The organism is Galbibacter sp. BG1, assembly GCF_013391805.1.
Taxonomy (GTDB): domain Bacteria; phylum Bacteroidota; class Bacteroidia; order Flavobacteriales; family Flavobacteriaceae; genus Galbibacter.
The window spans coordinates 2727337-2743704 of the sequence record NZ_CP058364.1 but is presented as its reverse complement, the minus strand read 5'-3'; the positions used below and the strand labels follow the sequence as shown (position 1 = coordinate 2743704).

General features: G+C 37.1%; 17 protein-coding genes and 1 tRNA gene. 7 read left to right on the top strand and 11 right to left on the bottom strand.

Features of this window, described 5'->3' with window-relative positions; all coding sequences use genetic code 11:
* Nucleotides 1-55: 55 nt before the first annotated feature.
* The 8 genes from pdxH to HX109_RS11910 all read right to left on the bottom strand — a co-directional run bounded on the left by pdxH (nucleotide 56) and on the right by HX109_RS11910 (nucleotide 6234).
* Nucleotides 56-709: a pyridoxamine 5'-phosphate oxidase gene (pdxH, locus tag HX109_RS11945; protein WP_178952265.1), complete on the bottom strand. Its 654-nt coding sequence runs from the start codon at nucleotides 707-709 to the stop codon at nucleotides 56-58.
* 68 nt (nucleotides 710-777) lie between these two features.
* Nucleotides 778-1695, bottom strand: a complete 918-nt coding sequence (locus HX109_RS11940; protein WP_178952263.1) for a ribonuclease Z — start codon at nucleotides 1693-1695, stop codon at nucleotides 778-780.
* Between the two features lie 9 nt (nucleotides 1696-1704).
* Complete coding sequence (locus HX109_RS11935; RefSeq protein ID WP_178952261.1) at nucleotides 1705-2037, bottom strand: ribonuclease Z; 333 nt, start codon at nucleotides 2035-2037, stop codon at nucleotides 1705-1707.
* 4 nt (nucleotides 2038-2041) lie between these two features.
* On the bottom strand, nucleotides 2042-2971 hold the full coding sequence (locus HX109_RS11930) for an aspartate carbamoyltransferase catalytic subunit (protein ID WP_178952259.1): 930 nt from the start codon (nucleotides 2969-2971) through the stop codon (nucleotides 2042-2044).
* Between the two features lie 7 nt (nucleotides 2972-2978).
* On the bottom strand, nucleotides 2979-3518 hold the full coding sequence (gene pyrR, locus HX109_RS11925) for a bifunctional pyr operon transcriptional regulator/uracil phosphoribosyltransferase PyrR (RefSeq protein ID WP_178952258.1): 540 nt from the start codon (nucleotides 3516-3518) through the stop codon (nucleotides 2979-2981).
* Nucleotides 3519-3872: 354 nt separating this feature from the next.
* A complete protein-coding gene (gene murA, locus HX109_RS11920; protein WP_178952256.1) occupies nucleotides 3873-5183 on the bottom strand; it encodes a UDP-N-acetylglucosamine 1-carboxyvinyltransferase in 1311 nt (436 codons plus the stop codon).
* Between the two features lie 18 nt (nucleotides 5184-5201).
* Nucleotides 5202-5849 (bottom strand): DUF4290 domain-containing protein, encoded by a 648-nt coding sequence (locus HX109_RS11915; protein WP_178952254.1) that lies wholly within the window; start codon nucleotides 5847-5849, stop codon nucleotides 5202-5204.
* Between the two features lie 94 nt (nucleotides 5850-5943).
* On the bottom strand, nucleotides 5944-6234 hold the full coding sequence (locus HX109_RS11910) for a DUF493 family protein (protein WP_178952252.1): 291 nt from the start codon (nucleotides 6232-6234) through the stop codon (nucleotides 5944-5946).
* Nucleotides 6235-6604: 370 nt separating this feature from the next.
* Here HX109_RS11910 and HX109_RS11905 point away from each other — a divergent pair, with 370 nt between their 5' ends.
* The 5 genes from HX109_RS11905 (at nucleotide 6605) to HX109_RS11885 (ending at nucleotide 11274) form a co-directional block, all read left to right on the top strand.
* Complete coding sequence (locus tag HX109_RS11905) at nucleotides 6605-7141, top strand: AAA family ATPase (protein ID WP_178952250.1); 537 nt, start codon at nucleotides 6605-6607, stop codon at nucleotides 7139-7141.
* 22 nt (nucleotides 7142-7163) lie between these two features.
* The gene (locus HX109_RS11900) at nucleotides 7164-9071 is read left to right on the top strand and encodes an ATP-dependent DNA helicase RecQ (RefSeq protein WP_178952249.1); all 1908 of its coding nucleotides are present in this window, start codon (nucleotides 7164-7166) and stop codon (nucleotides 9069-9071) included.
* Nucleotides 9072-9169: 98 nt separating this feature from the next.
* The gene (fmt, locus tag HX109_RS11895; RefSeq protein WP_178952247.1) at nucleotides 9170-10123 is read left to right on the top strand and encodes a methionyl-tRNA formyltransferase; all 954 of its coding nucleotides are present in this window, start codon (nucleotides 9170-9172) and stop codon (nucleotides 10121-10123) included.
* A 187-nt stretch (nucleotides 10124-10310) separates the two neighbouring features.
* Entirely contained in the window at nucleotides 10311-10583 is a 273-nt protein-coding gene (locus HX109_RS11890; RefSeq protein ID WP_178952245.1) for an HU family DNA-binding protein, read from the top strand.
* Between the two features lie 130 nt (nucleotides 10584-10713).
* Entirely contained in the window at nucleotides 10714-11274 is a 561-nt protein-coding gene (locus tag HX109_RS11885; protein ID WP_178952243.1) for a YqgE/AlgH family protein, read from the top strand.
* Between the two features lie 3 nt (nucleotides 11275-11277).
* Here the strand turns inward: HX109_RS11885 and HX109_RS11880 are convergent, their stop codons facing one another.
* Complete coding sequence (locus HX109_RS11880; protein ID WP_178952241.1) at nucleotides 11278-12123, bottom strand: aminotransferase class IV; 846 nt, start codon at nucleotides 12121-12123, stop codon at nucleotides 11278-11280.
* Nucleotides 12124-12179: 56 nt separating this feature from the next.
* Nucleotides 12180-12563: an START-like domain-containing protein gene (locus HX109_RS11875; protein ID WP_178952239.1), complete on the bottom strand. Its 384-nt coding sequence runs from the start codon at nucleotides 12561-12563 to the stop codon at nucleotides 12180-12182.
* A 209-nt stretch (nucleotides 12564-12772) separates the two neighbouring features.
* Here HX109_RS11875 and HX109_RS11870 point away from each other — a divergent pair.
* Nucleotides 12773-12846 (top strand) — tRNA-Met (locus tag HX109_RS11870).
* A gap of 67 nt (nucleotides 12847-12913) precedes the next feature.
* Here the strand turns inward: HX109_RS11870 and HX109_RS11865 are convergent.
* Nucleotides 12914-13810 carry a phytanoyl-CoA dioxygenase family protein gene (locus tag HX109_RS11865; protein WP_178952237.1) on the bottom strand — a complete coding sequence of 299 codons (897 nt, stop codon included), beginning with the start codon at nucleotides 13808-13810 and terminating at the stop codon, nucleotides 12914-12916.
* Nucleotides 13811-14039: 229 nt separating this feature from the next.
* On the opposite strand from HX109_RS11865, the gene HX109_RS11860 reads away from it, so the two are divergent.
* The gene (locus HX109_RS11860) at nucleotides 14040-16346 is read left to right on the top strand and encodes a VPS10 domain-containing protein (RefSeq protein ID WP_178952235.1); all 2307 of its coding nucleotides are present in this window, start codon (nucleotides 14040-14042) and stop codon (nucleotides 16344-16346) included.
* The last annotated feature ends 22 nt before the right edge of the window (nucleotides 16347-16368 follow it).

Below are 16368 nucleotides of genomic sequence, written 5' to 3'. Positions count from 1 at the left end.
TCTTAATGAAGTAACTTTAAAAAAAGTTCAAAAACTCGATAAAAGACGCTAAAAACTAAGGGTTTAACCTTGTAATGTTCCAATTATAATCTTTTTGAAGCGTGTAAAGTATACGGTCGTGAAGTCGATTAGGCCTACCTTGCCAAAACTCAATGGATACTGGCTTGATAATATATCCTCCCCAAAAATCGGGTCTGGGTACTTCCTTATTTTTATATTTTTCCTCGACATCCTTCAGTTTTTGTTCCAACACTTCCCGAGAATCGACCACTTTGCTTTGCTGAGATGCAATAGCACCTAACTGGCTTCCCCTAGGTCGGGACTCAAAATAACCATCGGAAAGGTTTTCGGGTACCTTTTCAGCTTTTCCCTTAATAATTACCTGCCGCTCCATATTTGGCCAGAAAAAAGAGGCACAAACATGAGGATTTGCTGCTATGGCCTTTCCTTTTTCGCTTTCGTAGTTGGTATAAAAAATAATACCCTCTTCCGTAAACTTTTTTAAGAGTACCACCCTATTTTTAGGGTATCCATCTAACCCAATGGTAGTAACGGTCATAGCATTTGCCTCGTCCAGACCACCACTGTTCTCCACTTCGTAAAACCATGTTTGAAACAGTTGTAAAGGGTTTTCAGAAATACTATTCTCTAGAAGTTCGCTCTTTTCATAAACTTTACGATAATCGCTAAGGTCTTTTTCATTCTTCATAACACTATTTTTATACTAAAGGTAACTATTTCTTCCAACTATTCTGCTCCAACAAAATTGAGAAAATTTCAGAATAAAAAGGTTTTACCATCCTCTGCCAATTCTGTATTCCCAAAAAATTCTTTAGCTTCATCCTGAAACATTTTTAAGTCTTTATACCGCGTTGAATAATGACCTAAAATTAGTTTTTTAACATTTGCTTTCTCGGCTATGGTAGCAGCCTGTTTAGCGGTAGAATGCCCAGTTTGTAGCGCCAACGCCTCGTGTTCATTTAAAAACGTGGATTCGTGATAAAGAAGTGTCGCATTGTTTATTATGGGCACTATGGCTTCGCTGTAAGACGTATCACTGCAAAACGCATAACTCTTAGGGGCTGGTGGATCGAGTGTCAAAACTTCGTTTGGCACTGTTTCTCCACTTTCTAGAACTACATCTTTACCTTTTTTTATATTCTGAAAATAACAGGTGTCAATTCCATACTCATTCACCGCATTTATATTGAGTTTTCGATCGCCTTCTTTTTCTTTAAAAAGAAATCCGTTTGTATAAACCCTGTGTTTAAGCGGAACGGTATGTACTTCTACGTTCTCATCTTCAAAGATCAATTCGGAAGCTTCTGACTTTAATTCGTGAAAATGTAAGGGATAATTTGTCCAAGCCTGCCCTACTTTCAACATGGTAACCACTGCGTTCTTTATTCCCTTTGGACCATAAACGTGAATTGGAGCTTCCCTCCCTAATAAACGAAATGTAGAAAGCAATCCCGGAAGACCGAAGAAATGATCACCGTGTAAATGCGAAATAAAAATATGCTTTACCCGAGCAAATTTTATTTTTTGTTTGCGCAGCTGCACTTGCGTGCCTTCTCCACAATCTATTAAAAATATATGATTTTTTAGTTCTAGGGCTTGCGCTGTAGGGTTGGTAAAAGCCCTCGGTGTTGCGCTGTAACAGCCCAGAATATGTAGTTTATTAAGGTTACTCATAAAACGACACTAGAAGTCTAAATCGCGTTCTATCTCTTCCATTTCAATAACATCATAAGCTTCCTTTAGAGATGGAGTTACCACAAGATCATCATGAATATCATTAAAATTAATGTTGTTGGCTACAATTACAAAAGATTTTTTAGTACCTCTATGATCTCTAGAGATTTCGAGAAATTCCATTAGATCGTTCGCACTTAAATTGCTTAACGACAATAAGTTTAAAATTAAATGGTCTTTTTGGACATTCGGGTAAGATTCCTTCAGTTTTTCAATAAACTTACCCAAAGAAACATTCTCTTGGGTTATTACTGTGATATTCTCCTGTCTGTCAATAATCATAATCCTACTGTTTTATTTTGGATGCTAATAAGTATATTACCGCCATTCTAATGGCTACTCCATTCTCCACTTGGTTTAGGATAATGGCCTGTTTAGAATCGGCTACATCACTGGTTATTTCTACACCACGGTTGATGGGGCCCGGGTGCATAATTACTATTTCTTTGTTTAAGGAGTCGAGCAAGGCTTTGTTAACTCCAAATTGCTGGGTGTACTCCCGCGTTGAGGGAAAGTAGCTTATATCCATTCTTTCATTCTGAACCCGAAGCATATTGGCAACATCGCACCATTCCAAAGCTTTTCGTAAATTAGTCTCTACTTCTACTCCCAGGGAGGTAATAAATTTAGGGATTAATGTTTTGGGGCCACATACTTTTACTTTGGCTCCTTGTAATTTAAGCGCAAAAATATTGGAAAGCGCAACCCGCGAGTGCAAAATATCCCCCACGATCACCACATTTTTTCCAGCTACATCACCCAATTTCTCTCTAATTGAATAAGAGTCCAATAGCGCCTGCGTAGGATGCTCATGAGCTCCATCCCCAGCATTAACAATACTTGCCTTTACATTTTTTGAAAGAAAAACCCCTGCCCCTGGATTGGGATGTCTCATCACCACCATATCCACTTTCATGGAAAGTATATTATTAACAGTATCGATAAGCGTTTCCCCTTTCTTTACTGAAGACTGCCCGGCGGAAAAATTAATAACATCTGCGGAAAGTCTTTTTTCAGCCAATTCAAAAGATAATTTTGTTCTTGTACTATTCTCAAAAAATAAATTGGCAATGGTAATATCCCTTAAAGAAGGTACTTTTTTTATCGGTCGATTGATTACTTCTTTAAAATGATCCGCAGTTTCAAAAATCAACTGTATATCAGCTTCATTTAAATATTTAATTCCTAATAAGTGGTTTACACTTAGTTCGCTCATCGTGCAGCTATTTATTTATCAAATATACTTTATCTTCTCCTTCTTGTTCTTTCCACATTACTTTTACCTTTTCTTGGTTTATGGCATCTACCTGTCTACCTCGATAATCGGGTTGTATGGGCAAATGTCTACTAAAACGCCTGTCTATTAAGGTGAGTAACTCTATTTCATTGGGTCTCCCAAATGATTGGATGGCGGTTAATGCCGCTCTAATACTTCTTCCTGTATACAAAACGTCATCTATAAAAACCACATTTTTGTCTTCCACCAGAAAATCTATTTTCGTTTTATTGGCTTCCAACGGTTTATCGCCACGTCTAAAATCGTCCCTATAAAAGGTAATGTCCAAATAACCCAATTTTACTTCAGGAATGGCATAGTCTTCTATAAGTATTTTTTTTAGTCGCTCGGCCAGGTAAACCCCTCTTGGTTGAATACCAATTAAAACCGTATTTTTAAAACCGATGTGATTTTCAATGAGTTGACAAGCCAATCTATGAAGTATGATGTTGATTTCTTTCTCGGAAAGCAAGACTTTTTGACTCATATTAATTAAGAAAATATATGGTTTGTAAAATTACGGATTTTTAAGGAGAAAAATAGCGAGTTGAATTATTTTAGTCGATTTTAATATATTTCATTCATCTTAAGATCTTAGGCTACCTACTTTGGCGGAAGTCCAAATTAAGTTCATAGCGAGTTAGGAATTAGAATCTTTAATGATATAGCTCAAAAATAACAGTAAAAAGAATTGATCGACGGTTTCCGATTTACCTTATCGTAATGAGATGCAATGAAAATTCGTTCCAAAAAGTATTTCAAAACGAGATAGTAGTTGTTTGATAAAAGTAAAAAAGTTCCTCTCGAGGAACTTTTAGTAGAATTCTTATTTTAAATATTTTTAATCCAGCCTTACTATTTTAGCCCCGATTGCTTTTAAGCGGGTATCAATATCTTGATAACCTCTATCGATCTGCTCAATGTTATGAATGGTAGATTCCCCTTTTGCAGATAGAGCCGCAATTAATAGTGAAATCCCTGCTCGAATATCTGGAGAGGTCATGGTAGTTGCCTTTAAAGTCGATTTAAAGTCATGACCTATAACCGTCGCTCGATGCGGATCGCAAAGAATAATTTTTGCACCCATATCTATTAACTTATCAACGAAGAAAAGCCTGCTTTCAAACATTTTTTGATGTATCAAAACGCTCCCACGTGCTTGTGTTGCCACTGTTAAGATGATACTTAACAAATCTGGTGTAAACCCTGGCCATGGTGCATCGGAGATTGTTAAGACCGACCCATCGATAAAATTTTGCACTTCGTAACCGTCCTTATGCTCAGGAATATAAATATCATCTCCTTTTTGCTCTACGGTAATTCCCAATTTTCTAAATACGTTTGGAATTTGGCCTAGGTAATCCCACCCTGCATTTTTAATGGTAAGTTCACTTTTGGTCATAGCTGCCATTCCTATCCAACTCCCAATCTCAATCATATCTGGAAGAATGGTATGTTCGGTACCGCCTAGCTTTTTTACCCCCTCTATAGTTACCAAATTAGAACCGATTCCGCTTATTTTTGCCCCCATTCTATTTAACATAGAACAAAGCTGTTGTAAATAAGGCTCGCAAGCAGCGTTGTAAATAGTGGTAGTTCCCTCTGCCAAAACAGCTGCCATTACAATGTTAGCTGTTCCGGTAACAGATGCTTCATCCAACAGCATATAAGTACCCTTCAGTTTTTTGGCTTCTACACCATAGAAATACTCTTCGCGGTTGTATCTAAATTTAGCGCCTAATTTAATAAACCCTTCAAAATGGGTATCCAACCTTCGTCTTCCTATTTTATCACCGCCAGGTTTTGGGATGTATCCTTTTCCGAAGCGAGCTAATAACGGCCCAACAATCATAATAGAACCTCTTAATCCACGACCATCCTTTTTGAATTGATCTGATTGCAGGTAGTCTAAATGAAGATCATCAGACATAAAGGTGTAAGAAGAAGATCCTACTTTTTGGATTTTCACTCCTAAGTTTTCGAGTAAATCTATTAATTTATTTACGTCGATTATATTGGGGATATTATGTATGGTTACTTTTTCATCCGTTAATAAAACGGCACAGAGAATTTGTAATGCTTCGTTTTTTGCACCTTGCGGAATAATAGACCCTTTTAATTGGTTTCCTCCTTCTATTTTAAATGTTCCCATGTAGATTAAGTAGGATTTTTAATAACGTTTTTTGCTTCTGCCTTTGCTGTGGTGTTTTCTGGAACCAGAGTTTCGAACGTTTTTATTGGTAGGCTTGCTACGCACTAGATTTTTACTTTCCGCAAGATCTTCATCGAACCTGGCCAAGTTTATCTTTCCATCGCTCAACTCAAATAAATGATTGAAGATTACTTCATCTTCCACCGTATCTTTATTCCAGTTTAAGTAACTTTTTTTCATATGGTTGGCTATGGTAAACTTTAAAGCATCTTTTAAATCGCCTTCTTCCCATCCCACGCAAACATCGATCATACGTTTAATATTATTTCCGTAAAAACGATATTTTGGATGGTTTTGAGGATATTCCAAACGCTCTGGCCTTTCTGCCAATAACTCTTTTGTAGGCTTTGGATAGGGAGAATTAACATCCAATTTAAAGTCTGATATTATAAACAATTGATCCCATAATTTGTGCTGAAAATCGGGTACATCACGTAAATGTGGGTTTAAGTTCCCCATAACACCAATAATGGATTGGGCTACTTTATTACGTTCTTCCTTATTTTCAATGGAAATGGCATAATCTACCATTTTCTGTATGTGGCGGCCATATTCTGGGATAATAAGCTTAGGACGCTCGCTGTTGTATTCTAGAGTATCTATCAAAATCTATGATATTATTAAAATGAAGTTTAGAAATTATGCCCAAAAGCATAATTATGTTTGCAAAATAACAAATTTTAAGCTGTATCAAAGCAATTTACAAAGAAATTACGCCTTCTACTACGCTTACTTCCTTATATTTTTCAATAACGGCATCTGCGCTTTGCATGGTTACCTCGATGGAGATACTTGTGTATTTTCCATTAGAAGAAGTTTTGGTGGTAATAACGGCACCTGTATTGTTAAAAATGGTTTCAATTTGGTTTATTTTACCATCATCCGTAGGGACAATAAATTTGTAGAGATACAGTGCAGGAAATTTGGTAGTCCTGTCCAATTCATCTTTCAACCGAATGTAAAATTCTTCAACCTCTTTCTTATCTTTCATCTATTTATTTTTTTGTTTCCGAGGAGTGAAAAACAATAATAAAATTCAACCCTAGGAAGGTAACCCACTAATTTTTAATCTCAGTTAAGGAATGAGTTAAAATCAATTGGGTTATTTAATACAATAAATTCGTTAGCCACAAAGATAGGTTTTTAAGATTTTATTTTCCTCTGTAGTTAATATTTAAAATATGATGAATTTCTTAGGTAAGAAATTCTTTGTACCGCAATATTCATAAAAACGCCGCAAGACATCTCAGTTTAGGGCATTAACTGCCAAAATTAACTTACAAAGGTTTTTTGTGGCCATAATTTTCTCATTTTTTAATTAGGTTAGCATTTAGTTACTTTGTCCTTTGGATTTAATTGAAATGAATACAAATAAAAAAATAGTTATTACTGGAGGTCCCGGTACTGGGAAGACATCGGTTATCGATTTTTTAAAGAACGAAGGTTATCAATGTCTCCTCGAAATCTCAAGGCAGGTAACCTTGGAAGCCAGGGCTGATGGTATAGAACAGTTATTTTTAACGGATCCCTTACTTTTTAGTAAGAAATTATTGGAAGGGCGTATGCAACAGCACCGTCAATCGGAAGCGCTTACGGGAACTGTTTTTTTCGATCGGGGTGTTCCAGATGTTTTGGCATATATGGATTATTCCGGAGATTCTTATCCTGAATATTTTGAAGAAGCGTGCCAAAAACATCGCTACGACCGAGTGTTTCTTTTACCACCTTGGGAAGATATCTATACTTCAGATAACGAACGTTATGAAAATTTTGCGCAAGCACGGGAAATCCATAAATTCTTGGAACAAGCATATTTAAGAGCTGGCTACGATTTGCAGGAAGTCCCAACGGGAACCGTAGAAGAAAGAGCCCACTTTATACTGAAAAATATACACTAAATTTAGTCGTAAATAGCAAACTATGGATACCACCTTAAAACCTCAAGCAGTTTTAGAGAAATATTGGGGTTTTACTTCTTTTAAAGATCCACAGGAAACGGTAATTGAACACACCATAGACGGAAAAGACACTTTGGTGTTACTTCCCACTGGAGGTGGTAAATCTATTTGCTACCAAATCCCGGCATTGGCAAAAGAAGGTATTTGCATTGTGGTCTCCCCCCTTATCGCCCTTATAAAAGATCAAGTAAATACTTTAAAAAAGAAAGGCATCAAAGCCATCGCCCTTACAAGCGGTTTGAAATTTGAAGAAGTGGATTCCCTTTTGGATAACTGTATCTACGGAAATTATAAATTCTTGTACTTATCACCAGAAAGGCTACAACAAGAGCTGGTGCAGGAGCGCATTAAAAATATGAACGTAAATCTTATTGCAATCGATGAAGCCCACTGTATCTCCCAATGGGGAAACGATTTTAGGCCTGCATACCGCAATTGCAATATTTTGAAGGAATTCTTTCCAAACACCCCCATGATGGCACTTACAGCTTCAGCAACAGAGCTTGTTGCGAAAGACATCATGGAAAACCTTCAACTGAACAACCCGATAACCATAAAAAAAACCTTCCGAAGGGAGAATCTTTCCTATCAAGTTTATCATACAGAAGATAAACTTACCAAGCTCGAGCATATTTTAAAAGAAAACAATCGGGCTGCTATTGTTTATGTGCGTAGCCGGAGGGCAACAGTAGAAACCACTGAAATTTTAAACAAGGTTGGAATAAGTGCCGCTTTTTTTCATGGCGGACTAACCAGTGAAGAAAAGACCAAGCGATTGGATTCTTGGCTGCAGGACTACACGCGGGTAATGGTAGCTACCAATGCCTTTGGAATGGGGATCGATAAGCCCAATGTAGGTGTAATAGCACATATAAACTTTCCCGAATCTTTAGAAAGTTATTATCAAGAAGCGGGAAGAGCAGGAAGGGACGGGGAAAATTCCATTGCCGTTTTATTAAAAAATGAAAGTGACGAGATACAACTTAAAAATCAGTTTATAAAGACGTTGCCCAGTGTAGACTTTGTAAAATTGCTCTACAAAAAGCTTAATAATTATTTCCAAATACCTTATGCCGAAGGCTCTCAACAAACTTTTGCTTTAAATTTCAATGAATTTTGCGCTACCTATTCCTTGAATCCCATACTGGCCTTTAATGCATTGAGAGTATTGGATAAGCATTCGGTACTTTCTTTTTTGCAAACACACCTTAAAAAAACCAGCATCCAGTTTACCTGTAGCAATCCGCAATTATTTTATTATTTAGATCAGCATCCTTCCGTAGAAAAGATAGTTCAAACTATTTTAAGAACCTACGGCGGTGTATTCGATATCGCTACCAACATTAATTTATCGCTCATTGCCAAGAAAACAAATACCTTCGAGAAAAGGGTGTTGCAGACATTGGAGCAACTGGAAAAGGATAACATCATTTCCTTGGAAGCCACCGATACCGATGCATCCATTACCTTTCTTGTTCCTAGGGAAGATGATAAAACCATCAATATTATTGCCAAGGAGATCGAACAACAAAATAAACTTAAAATACAAAAAGTAAAAGCAGTTGTAGATTATGTAAACAACGACAAGGTTTGCAAAAGCCTACAACTTCTCAGGTATTTCGATGAAGACGTTAAAGATCCCTGCGGAATCTGTTCGGTTTGTTTGCAAAAGAAAAGCAACATCTCCCCTGATATTCTTTCCATTGCCAAAGAAGAGGTTTTAAAATGCCTGCAGAAGCAACCTATGAGCTCCAAACAACTGGCAGAGGACATTACATTTAAAGAAATTTATATTCTGGAAGCGTTGAAAGATCTTTTTGCTGAAGAAGAAATTGCCTTGAACGATAAGAATGAATATCGCCTCCCGTAGGTCTTCTTTCAATTTAAACATCCCACTTATTACAACCGCACTGGCTTCTTCAGAAGAATCTGAGTATCTTTGAAAAGATTTTTTTCAGAAAAGATATTATGAGTAATAAACTAAGAATTGTATTTATGGGGACACCAGATTTTGCGGTGGCCACACTTAAAGATATTTTAAAAGCTGGTTATGAAGTGGTAGGGGTTATTACTGCGCCAGACCGACCAGCTGGAAGAGGTAGAAAACTGCAACAATCTGCCGTAAAAACCTTTGCCCTTGAAAATAACTTGAAGGTACTGCAGCCTACCAATTTAAAGGATGACGAATTTTTAAAAGAACTGAAAGCCCTAAATGCCAATCTACAAGTGGTGGTTGCCTTTAGAATGTTGCCAGAGATGGTGTGGAAGATGCCTCCCTTGGGTACTTTTAACCTGCATGCATCGCTGTTGCCAGACTACCGGGGTGCCGCCCCAATTAATTGGGCTATCATCAACGGAGAAACAAAAACAGGAGTTACTACTTTCTTTATAGATGAAAAAATAGATACTGGGGCCGTAATTCTTCAGGAAGCCGTAGCGATTGAAAAAACGGAAAGTGCGGGAAGCCTACACGATAAATTAATGGAACTCGGTGCCAAGGTTGTGGTGAAAACCCTTCAAAAAATAGAAACCAATACTGCCACTACAACAGTACAACCCAAGGAAAAAGATTTGAAAACGGCCTATAAGCTCAATAAGGAAAATACCAAAATCGATTGGAATCAAGATACTGATTCGATTTATAACCTTATTAGGGGGCTAAGTCCATACCCAACGGCTTGGAGTTATCTAAAAAACGCCGAAAACGACCCGGTTAATGTAAAATTTTATGAGGTAGAGAAAGATGTTAAGCCCCATAAACGCGCTCCCGGTGCTATTATAGTAGAAAACAGTAAAGTATTGGTAGCCACAATAAATGGCTTTATTATACTGAAAGAGATACAGTTACCTGGAAAAAAGAAAATGCCTATAAAAGACATTTTGAACGGATACACGTTTGACGAAAATGCTAAAATGCTCTAACACCGCATTATTATTGAGATTGCGGAATAATCATAAAAACAAGACTACTTTATTAACAATAAGCCCAAGTTATCAACAAAATCCCCGATTTCCTTTGATATTACTTGCGTGGGAAGTAAATCCGTATAATTTTGTGTAGCAAATTAAATAAATGTTTAACCGTATATTCATTTAAAATCTTTAAATTATGAACAAAACAGAATTAATCGATGCAATGGCTGCTGATGCAGGAATTACAAAAGCAGCGGCAAAAAAAGCATTAGAATCTTTTTTAGGTAGTGTAGAAAGTACACTAAAAAAAGGTGGTAGAGTTTCCTTAGTTGGATTCGGATCTTGGTCAGTTTCTAAGAGATCTGCAAGAGAAGGTAGAAATCCTCAAACTGGAAAAACTATTAAAATTGCTGCTAAAAATGTAGTTAAATTTAAAGCAGGTGCAGAATTAGCAGGTGCTGTAAATTAATTAAACAAGCTCAAAATAGTTACAAAAAGCGTCTCTAAGACGCTTTTTTTGGTTTTAGGCTAAAAAATTTAACATATTTATTTGACTATTGACCTTTTTTTTATAGATTTAAAATAAAAATTCTCAGCTTATGGTTGCTTTAACTCCCAAGAAAGGCCATTTGCTAATTGCCGAGCCCTCTATAATTGGTGATGTAGCTTTTAATAGGTCAGTAGTTTTGCTCGCTGAGCACAATAGTGAGGGATCTATAGGTTTTATCTTAAACAAACCTCTAGAGTTTCGCCTGAACGATCTTGTGCCCGAAATTAAAAAATCCTTGAAAGTATATAATGGTGGCCCTGTAGAGCAGGACAATCTCTATTTTATACATAAAATTCCTCATTTAATATCCAACAGTATTGAAATCTCCAATGGTATTTATTGGGGCGGCGATTTTGAAACGATTATCGACCTTATAAACCAAGGGGATATTAAAGATTCTGAGATAAAATTCTTCTTGGGATATTCGGGATGGGATATTCTACAATTGGAAAAAGAACTTACCAGTAATTCTTGGGTTGTTTCAGAAAATAAATACAAGAGCAACGTTATTAAAAAAGCGCCCATGTATTTCTGGAGGGAAAAAATGGTAGAACTGGGTGGCGATTACCTTATTTGGTCCAACGCCCCAGAAAATCCAACTTTAAATTAGGAATTAAGCCAGTCTAGCGCGTGCATTCAATTTCCCAATTAGCTGTTTTGCTACATTGTTCTCGTATGTTTTCTTGCGGTATTTTGTAATTGAAGTGATTCCCTCAACTACATTGGTTAGAAACATTTCATCCGCTTTTTGGAGCTCGAATGGCGAAATAGCGGCTTCCACCAATTCAAAGTCCTCCATCTTTCCTAAAATTTCAATTAATTGTTTCCGTAGTATTCCATTTAAGCAACCTTCTGTTATTGGCGGTGTTTTTACCGTTTTTCCATTTACGAGAAATAGATTTCCATTGGTCGCCTCAATAACGTTCTTTTTCTCATTCAATAGCAGGCAATTGTCATAATCGTTTTCCTTGGCATAAATACCTGCCAAAACATTCAGGGCCTTGTTATTGCTTTTAATGGTGGATAACAGTCCAGAGTTCAGATAATGATCTTTAAAAAGTTCTACTTCGTAAAAAGATTCATTCAAGGTGTAAAACGGATTGGATAATTCTTTAGCTTCCATAATAAAGGAAACATCATTGGTAGTTGGCGTGTAAAGACCGCCCGAATTTCTATAAACCGTTATTCTAAGGCGCGCTGGTTTATCTTCTAATTGATTCTTTTTAATGGTCCTCTCGATTTCTGATTGTAAAAATTCCATGGTAAAACTCATGGGTATTTCCATTCTTAAAATACGCATGGAGGCCATTAGGCGAAGGTAATGAGATTCCCAGAAGTAAATTTTGTTATTAACCACCCGAATGGTCTCAAAAAGCGCATCCCCATACCTAAGTCCGCGATTCTCCTCATTTAAAAAATTGGTTCCCCCTTCTACTATTTCGCCATTAAAATTCAACATAAAAAAAGTGCCTTGAAATTTCAAGGCACAAATATACTTTTAAAGATTAAGGATTCCTAAGCAGAACCTAATACTTGTTTAAGATCTGAAATTTGGTTTTCCCAAAGCATTTTAGCCTCATCGACCTCATCTTCATCTGTAAAATCGGTAATCATTAAGGAAACGTCCTTGGTAATTTCGTCAACCACAATTTTTATTTCAAAGAAAGTATCTTCATCACTTTCGGTCCACTTAAATTTTACTAGCTCACCACTCTTTTTACGTACTAATTTTGCCTGCTCTTCTGCACCATCCCATATAAATGTAAAAAGCTCTCCACGAGAGTTCACGTTGTCTGCAAACCACTCTGATAACCCCGATGGGGTAGAAATATATTGATACAATAATTGAGGTGAGGATTGTATTGGGAACTCTAATTCATATTTTACTTTCTCTTCCATGCTTTATTCATAATTTATAAAGCGACAATATAATTATTTCTGATTAACTACATCAATTTTTATTTAAAAAATATTTTTCGTGTTTGGTTTGATTAAGATGATTTTGTTTTTATATTTGCACCCGCATTCACAGAGCTATTGCTTGCAAAGGGATACAAGCCTTTATAATATCTAAGCTTTTAGTTTTATTTTTAAGTGAAATGCAAAATGGCGAGGTAGCTCAGTTGGTTAGAGCGTCGGATTCATAACCCGGAGGTCACGAGTTCAAATCTCGTTCTCGCTACTAGAAAAGACAAGGCTTCACAGAGATGTGAAGCCTTTTTATTTATATAGTGATTGTAATCAACTATTTAGACACCTTCTTGCTCTCGATTCAATAATACTGGAAAGAATTGACCTTCTAGTTTTTCACCTTTTTTAAATACGGGGACCCCTCTTAGCAAGGGTTCATCGGAAGCGGAAACCGTACCGTCAGCAAAAACATTTAACACAAAAGCCCGTCGGGGATTATCTGACTTGTTTTCGTAAGAACCATGCACCATTAAAGGATGGTGGAAAGTAGCATGTCCCTTTTTCATTTCAATTGGAACCGCATTTTCAAACTCTTTAATCTGACTCTCGTTTAATACACTGAACAGCCCCGTCATTTCGCCCGTTAAAACCGGTTTATCCAAAAGCCCCCATTGGTGACTTTTGGGGATATAGTGCAAGCAACCGTTGGAGATAGATGCATCGTCCAGGCCAATCCAGCAGGTTAAATGCTGCATTTTAACCGTTCTTGTCCAATACGAATAATCTTGATGCCACGCTACTACCCCGCCGTGTTTGGGAGGCTTACAAAATAATTGATCGTGCCAAAACCTTACGGATTCATCTCCTAAAAGCTGACTGGCCGCCATAAGAAAAGCCGGATTCCAATTTACGTCGTGAAAACCAGGGGTAATTCTCCAATGCCCCAAGGAATGAAAAACCACTTTGTTGGGATCTGTAGATTCATTGGAAAAATATTCGTAAAAGAGATCATGTTTAGGATGTTCTGGATCCATCAATTCTTTTAATTCTTCATTTAAAGCATCCACCTGCCATTCTTCTAACAATTTTATATTGGACAAGTAGCCATATTCGTGAAAAAAATCAACTTGTTCATCACTCAATTTATACTTCTCCCAATCTTTTTTACTTTGGGGCCATTCAAATAAATCACTTATTAATGTATGAACTTTGGAAAGATCTCTAGGTGTTTTCATAATCTATAGTTTGTTTTTTATTATTTGTCGCCCCTGTCATCAAAATCAAGCAATAAACATTTTTAGTACCGATTTCTTAAATAAAGGGCTTTCACATCACAAATTAAACATTTTACCCTAACTTTTATTATACTATTGATGATCTATTAACTTCTGATTCATGAAAACAGAGTAACGTAAATGCTATTGTAAGTATGTTCGCCATAAACTTCAACCAAAAATAAATGTAATGATATCTAAGTTTAAAATCATCTCTTTTCTCCTAATGCTCCCTATTTTAATGAGCGCACAATGGACGTCTATTAACCCAGGCGCAGGTGGACAAGTACAGGATGTAGTTTGCGATCCAAATATTGAAAACAGGCTCTACCTTGCTTCAGATATGGAAGGGATTTATGTAAGTGACGATAATGGAAATTCCTGGCATCCCAAGGGGGATTTATTGCAAAATAGAGTTTATGCCATAGCCGTTGCCCCCGGCAACTCTAAAAAAATGTTTGTAGGGACTTTGTACGGCCTGGAAGTATCTGAAGATGGAGGGGAAAACTTCAGCCTGGTAGAAATCACCCGAAAAAAATCCATTGGGGCAATTGCCGTTAACCCAAACAATCCCGAACATATAATTGCGGGGTTGGGATGGCGCGACGATTTGGACTTTTCCCATTATTTCGGTTTACAGTCTCAAGGCCGAGGGGAATTGTTCCAGTCTCTGGATGGCGGAAAAACCTGGGAAACTATTATCTATGAAGATGAGGCAAACACAAACCGAAATGTCCTTACTATTCAATATCACCCTACCAAAAAAAATATTGTTTATATAGGAGCTTCCAAAGGAATTTATAAAAGTGAAGATGCGGGAAGAACTTGGAAAAAACTGAAAGCTCCAGAAAATACAACACAAAATTGGGGCGCTGCTTTGAGTCCGAATGGAGAAATTTTGTATGCTACCTATGCCGTAAAAGACAATAAAGGATACGTTTATGCAACACCAACCAGTACCATTAATTGGGAAAAGATAAACAATGGTGAAGGAATTAAGTTGGGAATGTTCGATTTTTGGTATCCTGAAGTGGATCCTCGCTCAACCGAAAAAAGTCATAAACTCATAGTGGGACTTCAGCATAGTAGAGAAGGGCTATTTGAAGCGACATTAACCTGGGACAACAACAAGCTTTTAAAATATTCATGGGAAACTATTTGGTCTGGAGTTGGAGGTTTCGATACTGGTTGGGACTATGCTCATACCAATCCACGCTTTGTACATTATACCCCAAAAAACTGGAAAAGAGCAATATGGTCTACCACTAATCAGACAATTTTTGAGGGTATTGCCAAGGAAAACTATTACCAATGGAACAATAAGTACTGTATTCCCAATTTTAATTTCCAAGTGCCTCATTGGGAGTCTTGGTGGCCTACCTACAGTAGCAGGGGAACCGAAAGCACCTATACTTATGATATTACTGCTGATAAAAATTATGTTTTACAAGCGCAGGGAGATAATGGTTTTGTAGAGAGTTGGGATTATGGCAAGAGCTGGTCCAACATACAACACCGCAATGCAAACATGAACCTATCCGATGTTCAATCTGTTGCAATTGCCCAAGGAGAAAACAACCCTATAGTAATAGCTCAAGCCACGGGGGGTTATGGAGGTGCTGCTGTAGATGGTAGATTATATATTAAAGAACTTAAAACCCACACGCCCAATGATAAATGGATATTCCTAGCTGGTGGCCCAGATAAAAAGGGAGGAATGCCCAGCGGAATTTATAGAGATATAGCCGTTTCCCCAATCAAGCAAAACCGTGTCTTTGCATTTTCCTCCGATAATGGACTTTATATGATTGACGATATAGATATGGCTATAGGGCAGAGCAAAGCGAACCAAAAGATTTCCTTTGAAAAGATTTCAAATGGCGTCTTGGACAAAGTGAAAAGTGTAAAGAAAATATCGCCACATCCCACAAATGAAAACATTGTTTTTCTAAACGCAACTACGGGCGATCAAGGAGTTTACAAAGGAGAAAAAGATAATGGCTCTTGGAAATGGAGTAAAATATACAACGGTTCCAGCTGGGATGCCGAAGTTGATTCTTGGGAGCATAACGGACAAGTGTACCTGTTTTTTTCAGGGGAATCCAACGAAAAACATGGAGATGGCAAGAACTTTATAGGGGTACTTTCCCTAGATGAAGGTAAAACATGGAAAGTTGTTTTCACAAAAGAAATGGCTATGGAATTGAAAACCAATAAATGGTACAAGCACATTAAAGACGATTATGTTTTTAGTAACAAAGGAGGTATTCTAGGTTTCGATAACCATATTATAATGAGTTACTACCACCATAGAATGCAGAAAGCATATGGCATTTTCAAGGGAAGTATCGATTCTAAAGGAAATGTCACTTGGGAAGATTATACTGGAGATATCGGTTATGGAGGTTTAACTTCCGCAGTAATAAAAGTAATCGACGGACATAAGAAAATCTTTGTTTCCACAGCCGGTGCAGGAGCTTGGATGCGAGAAGAATAAACAAAAGTTTTAATAATTAACT

Excerpts from the sequence above, each read along its gene's own strand:
- HX109_RS11930 (WP_178952259.1), bottom strand. The coding sequence starts at position 2,971 with ATGAGCGAACTAAGTGTAAACCACTTATTAGGAATTAAATATTTAAAT.
- fmt (WP_178952247.1), top strand. The coding sequence starts at position 9,170 with ATGAGTAATAAACTAAGAATTGTATTTATGGGGACACCAGATTTTGCG.
- HX109_RS11885 (WP_178952243.1), top strand. The coding sequence starts at position 10,714 with ATGGTTGCTTTAACTCCCAAGAAAGGCCATTTGCTAATTGCCGAGCCC.
- HX109_RS11940 (WP_178952263.1), bottom strand. The coding sequence starts at position 1,695 with ATGAGTAACCTTAATAAACTACATATTCTGGGCTGTTACAGCGCAACA.
- HX109_RS11875 (WP_178952239.1), bottom strand. The coding sequence starts at position 12,563 with ATGGAAGAGAAAGTAAAATATGAATTAGAGTTCCCAATACAATCCTCA.
- HX109_RS11905 (WP_178952250.1), top strand. The coding sequence starts at position 6,605 with ATGAATACAAATAAAAAAATAGTTATTACTGGAGGTCCCGGTACTGGG.
- murA (WP_178952256.1), bottom strand. The coding sequence starts at position 5,183 with ATGGGAACATTTAAAATAGAAGGAGGAAACCAATTAAAAGGGTCTATT.
- pyrR (WP_178952258.1), bottom strand. The coding sequence starts at position 3,518 with ATGAGTCAAAAAGTCTTGCTTTCCGAGAAAGAAATCAACATCATACTT.
- HX109_RS11880 (WP_178952241.1), bottom strand. The coding sequence starts at position 12,123 with ATGTTGAATTTTAATGGCGAAATAGTAGAAGGGGGAACCAATTTTTTA.
- pdxH (WP_178952265.1), bottom strand. The coding sequence starts at position 709 with ATGAAGAATGAAAAAGACCTTAGCGATTATCGTAAAGTTTATGAAAAG.
- HX109_RS11935 (WP_178952261.1), bottom strand. The coding sequence starts at position 2,037 with ATGATTATTGACAGACAGGAGAATATCACAGTAATAACCCAAGAGAAT.
- HX109_RS11890 (WP_178952245.1), top strand. The coding sequence starts at position 10,311 with ATGAACAAAACAGAATTAATCGATGCAATGGCTGCTGATGCAGGAATT.
- HX109_RS11900 (WP_178952249.1), top strand. The coding sequence starts at position 7,164 with ATGGATACCACCTTAAAACCTCAAGCAGTTTTAGAGAAATATTGGGGT.
- HX109_RS11910 (WP_178952252.1), bottom strand. The coding sequence starts at position 6,234 with ATGAAAGATAAGAAAGAGGTTGAAGAATTTTACATTCGGTTGAAAGAT.
- HX109_RS11860 (WP_178952235.1), top strand. The coding sequence starts at position 14,040 with ATGATATCTAAGTTTAAAATCATCTCTTTTCTCCTAATGCTCCCTATT.
- HX109_RS11865 (WP_178952237.1), bottom strand. The coding sequence starts at position 13,810 with ATGAAAACACCTAGAGATCTTTCCAAAGTTCATACATTAATAAGTGAT.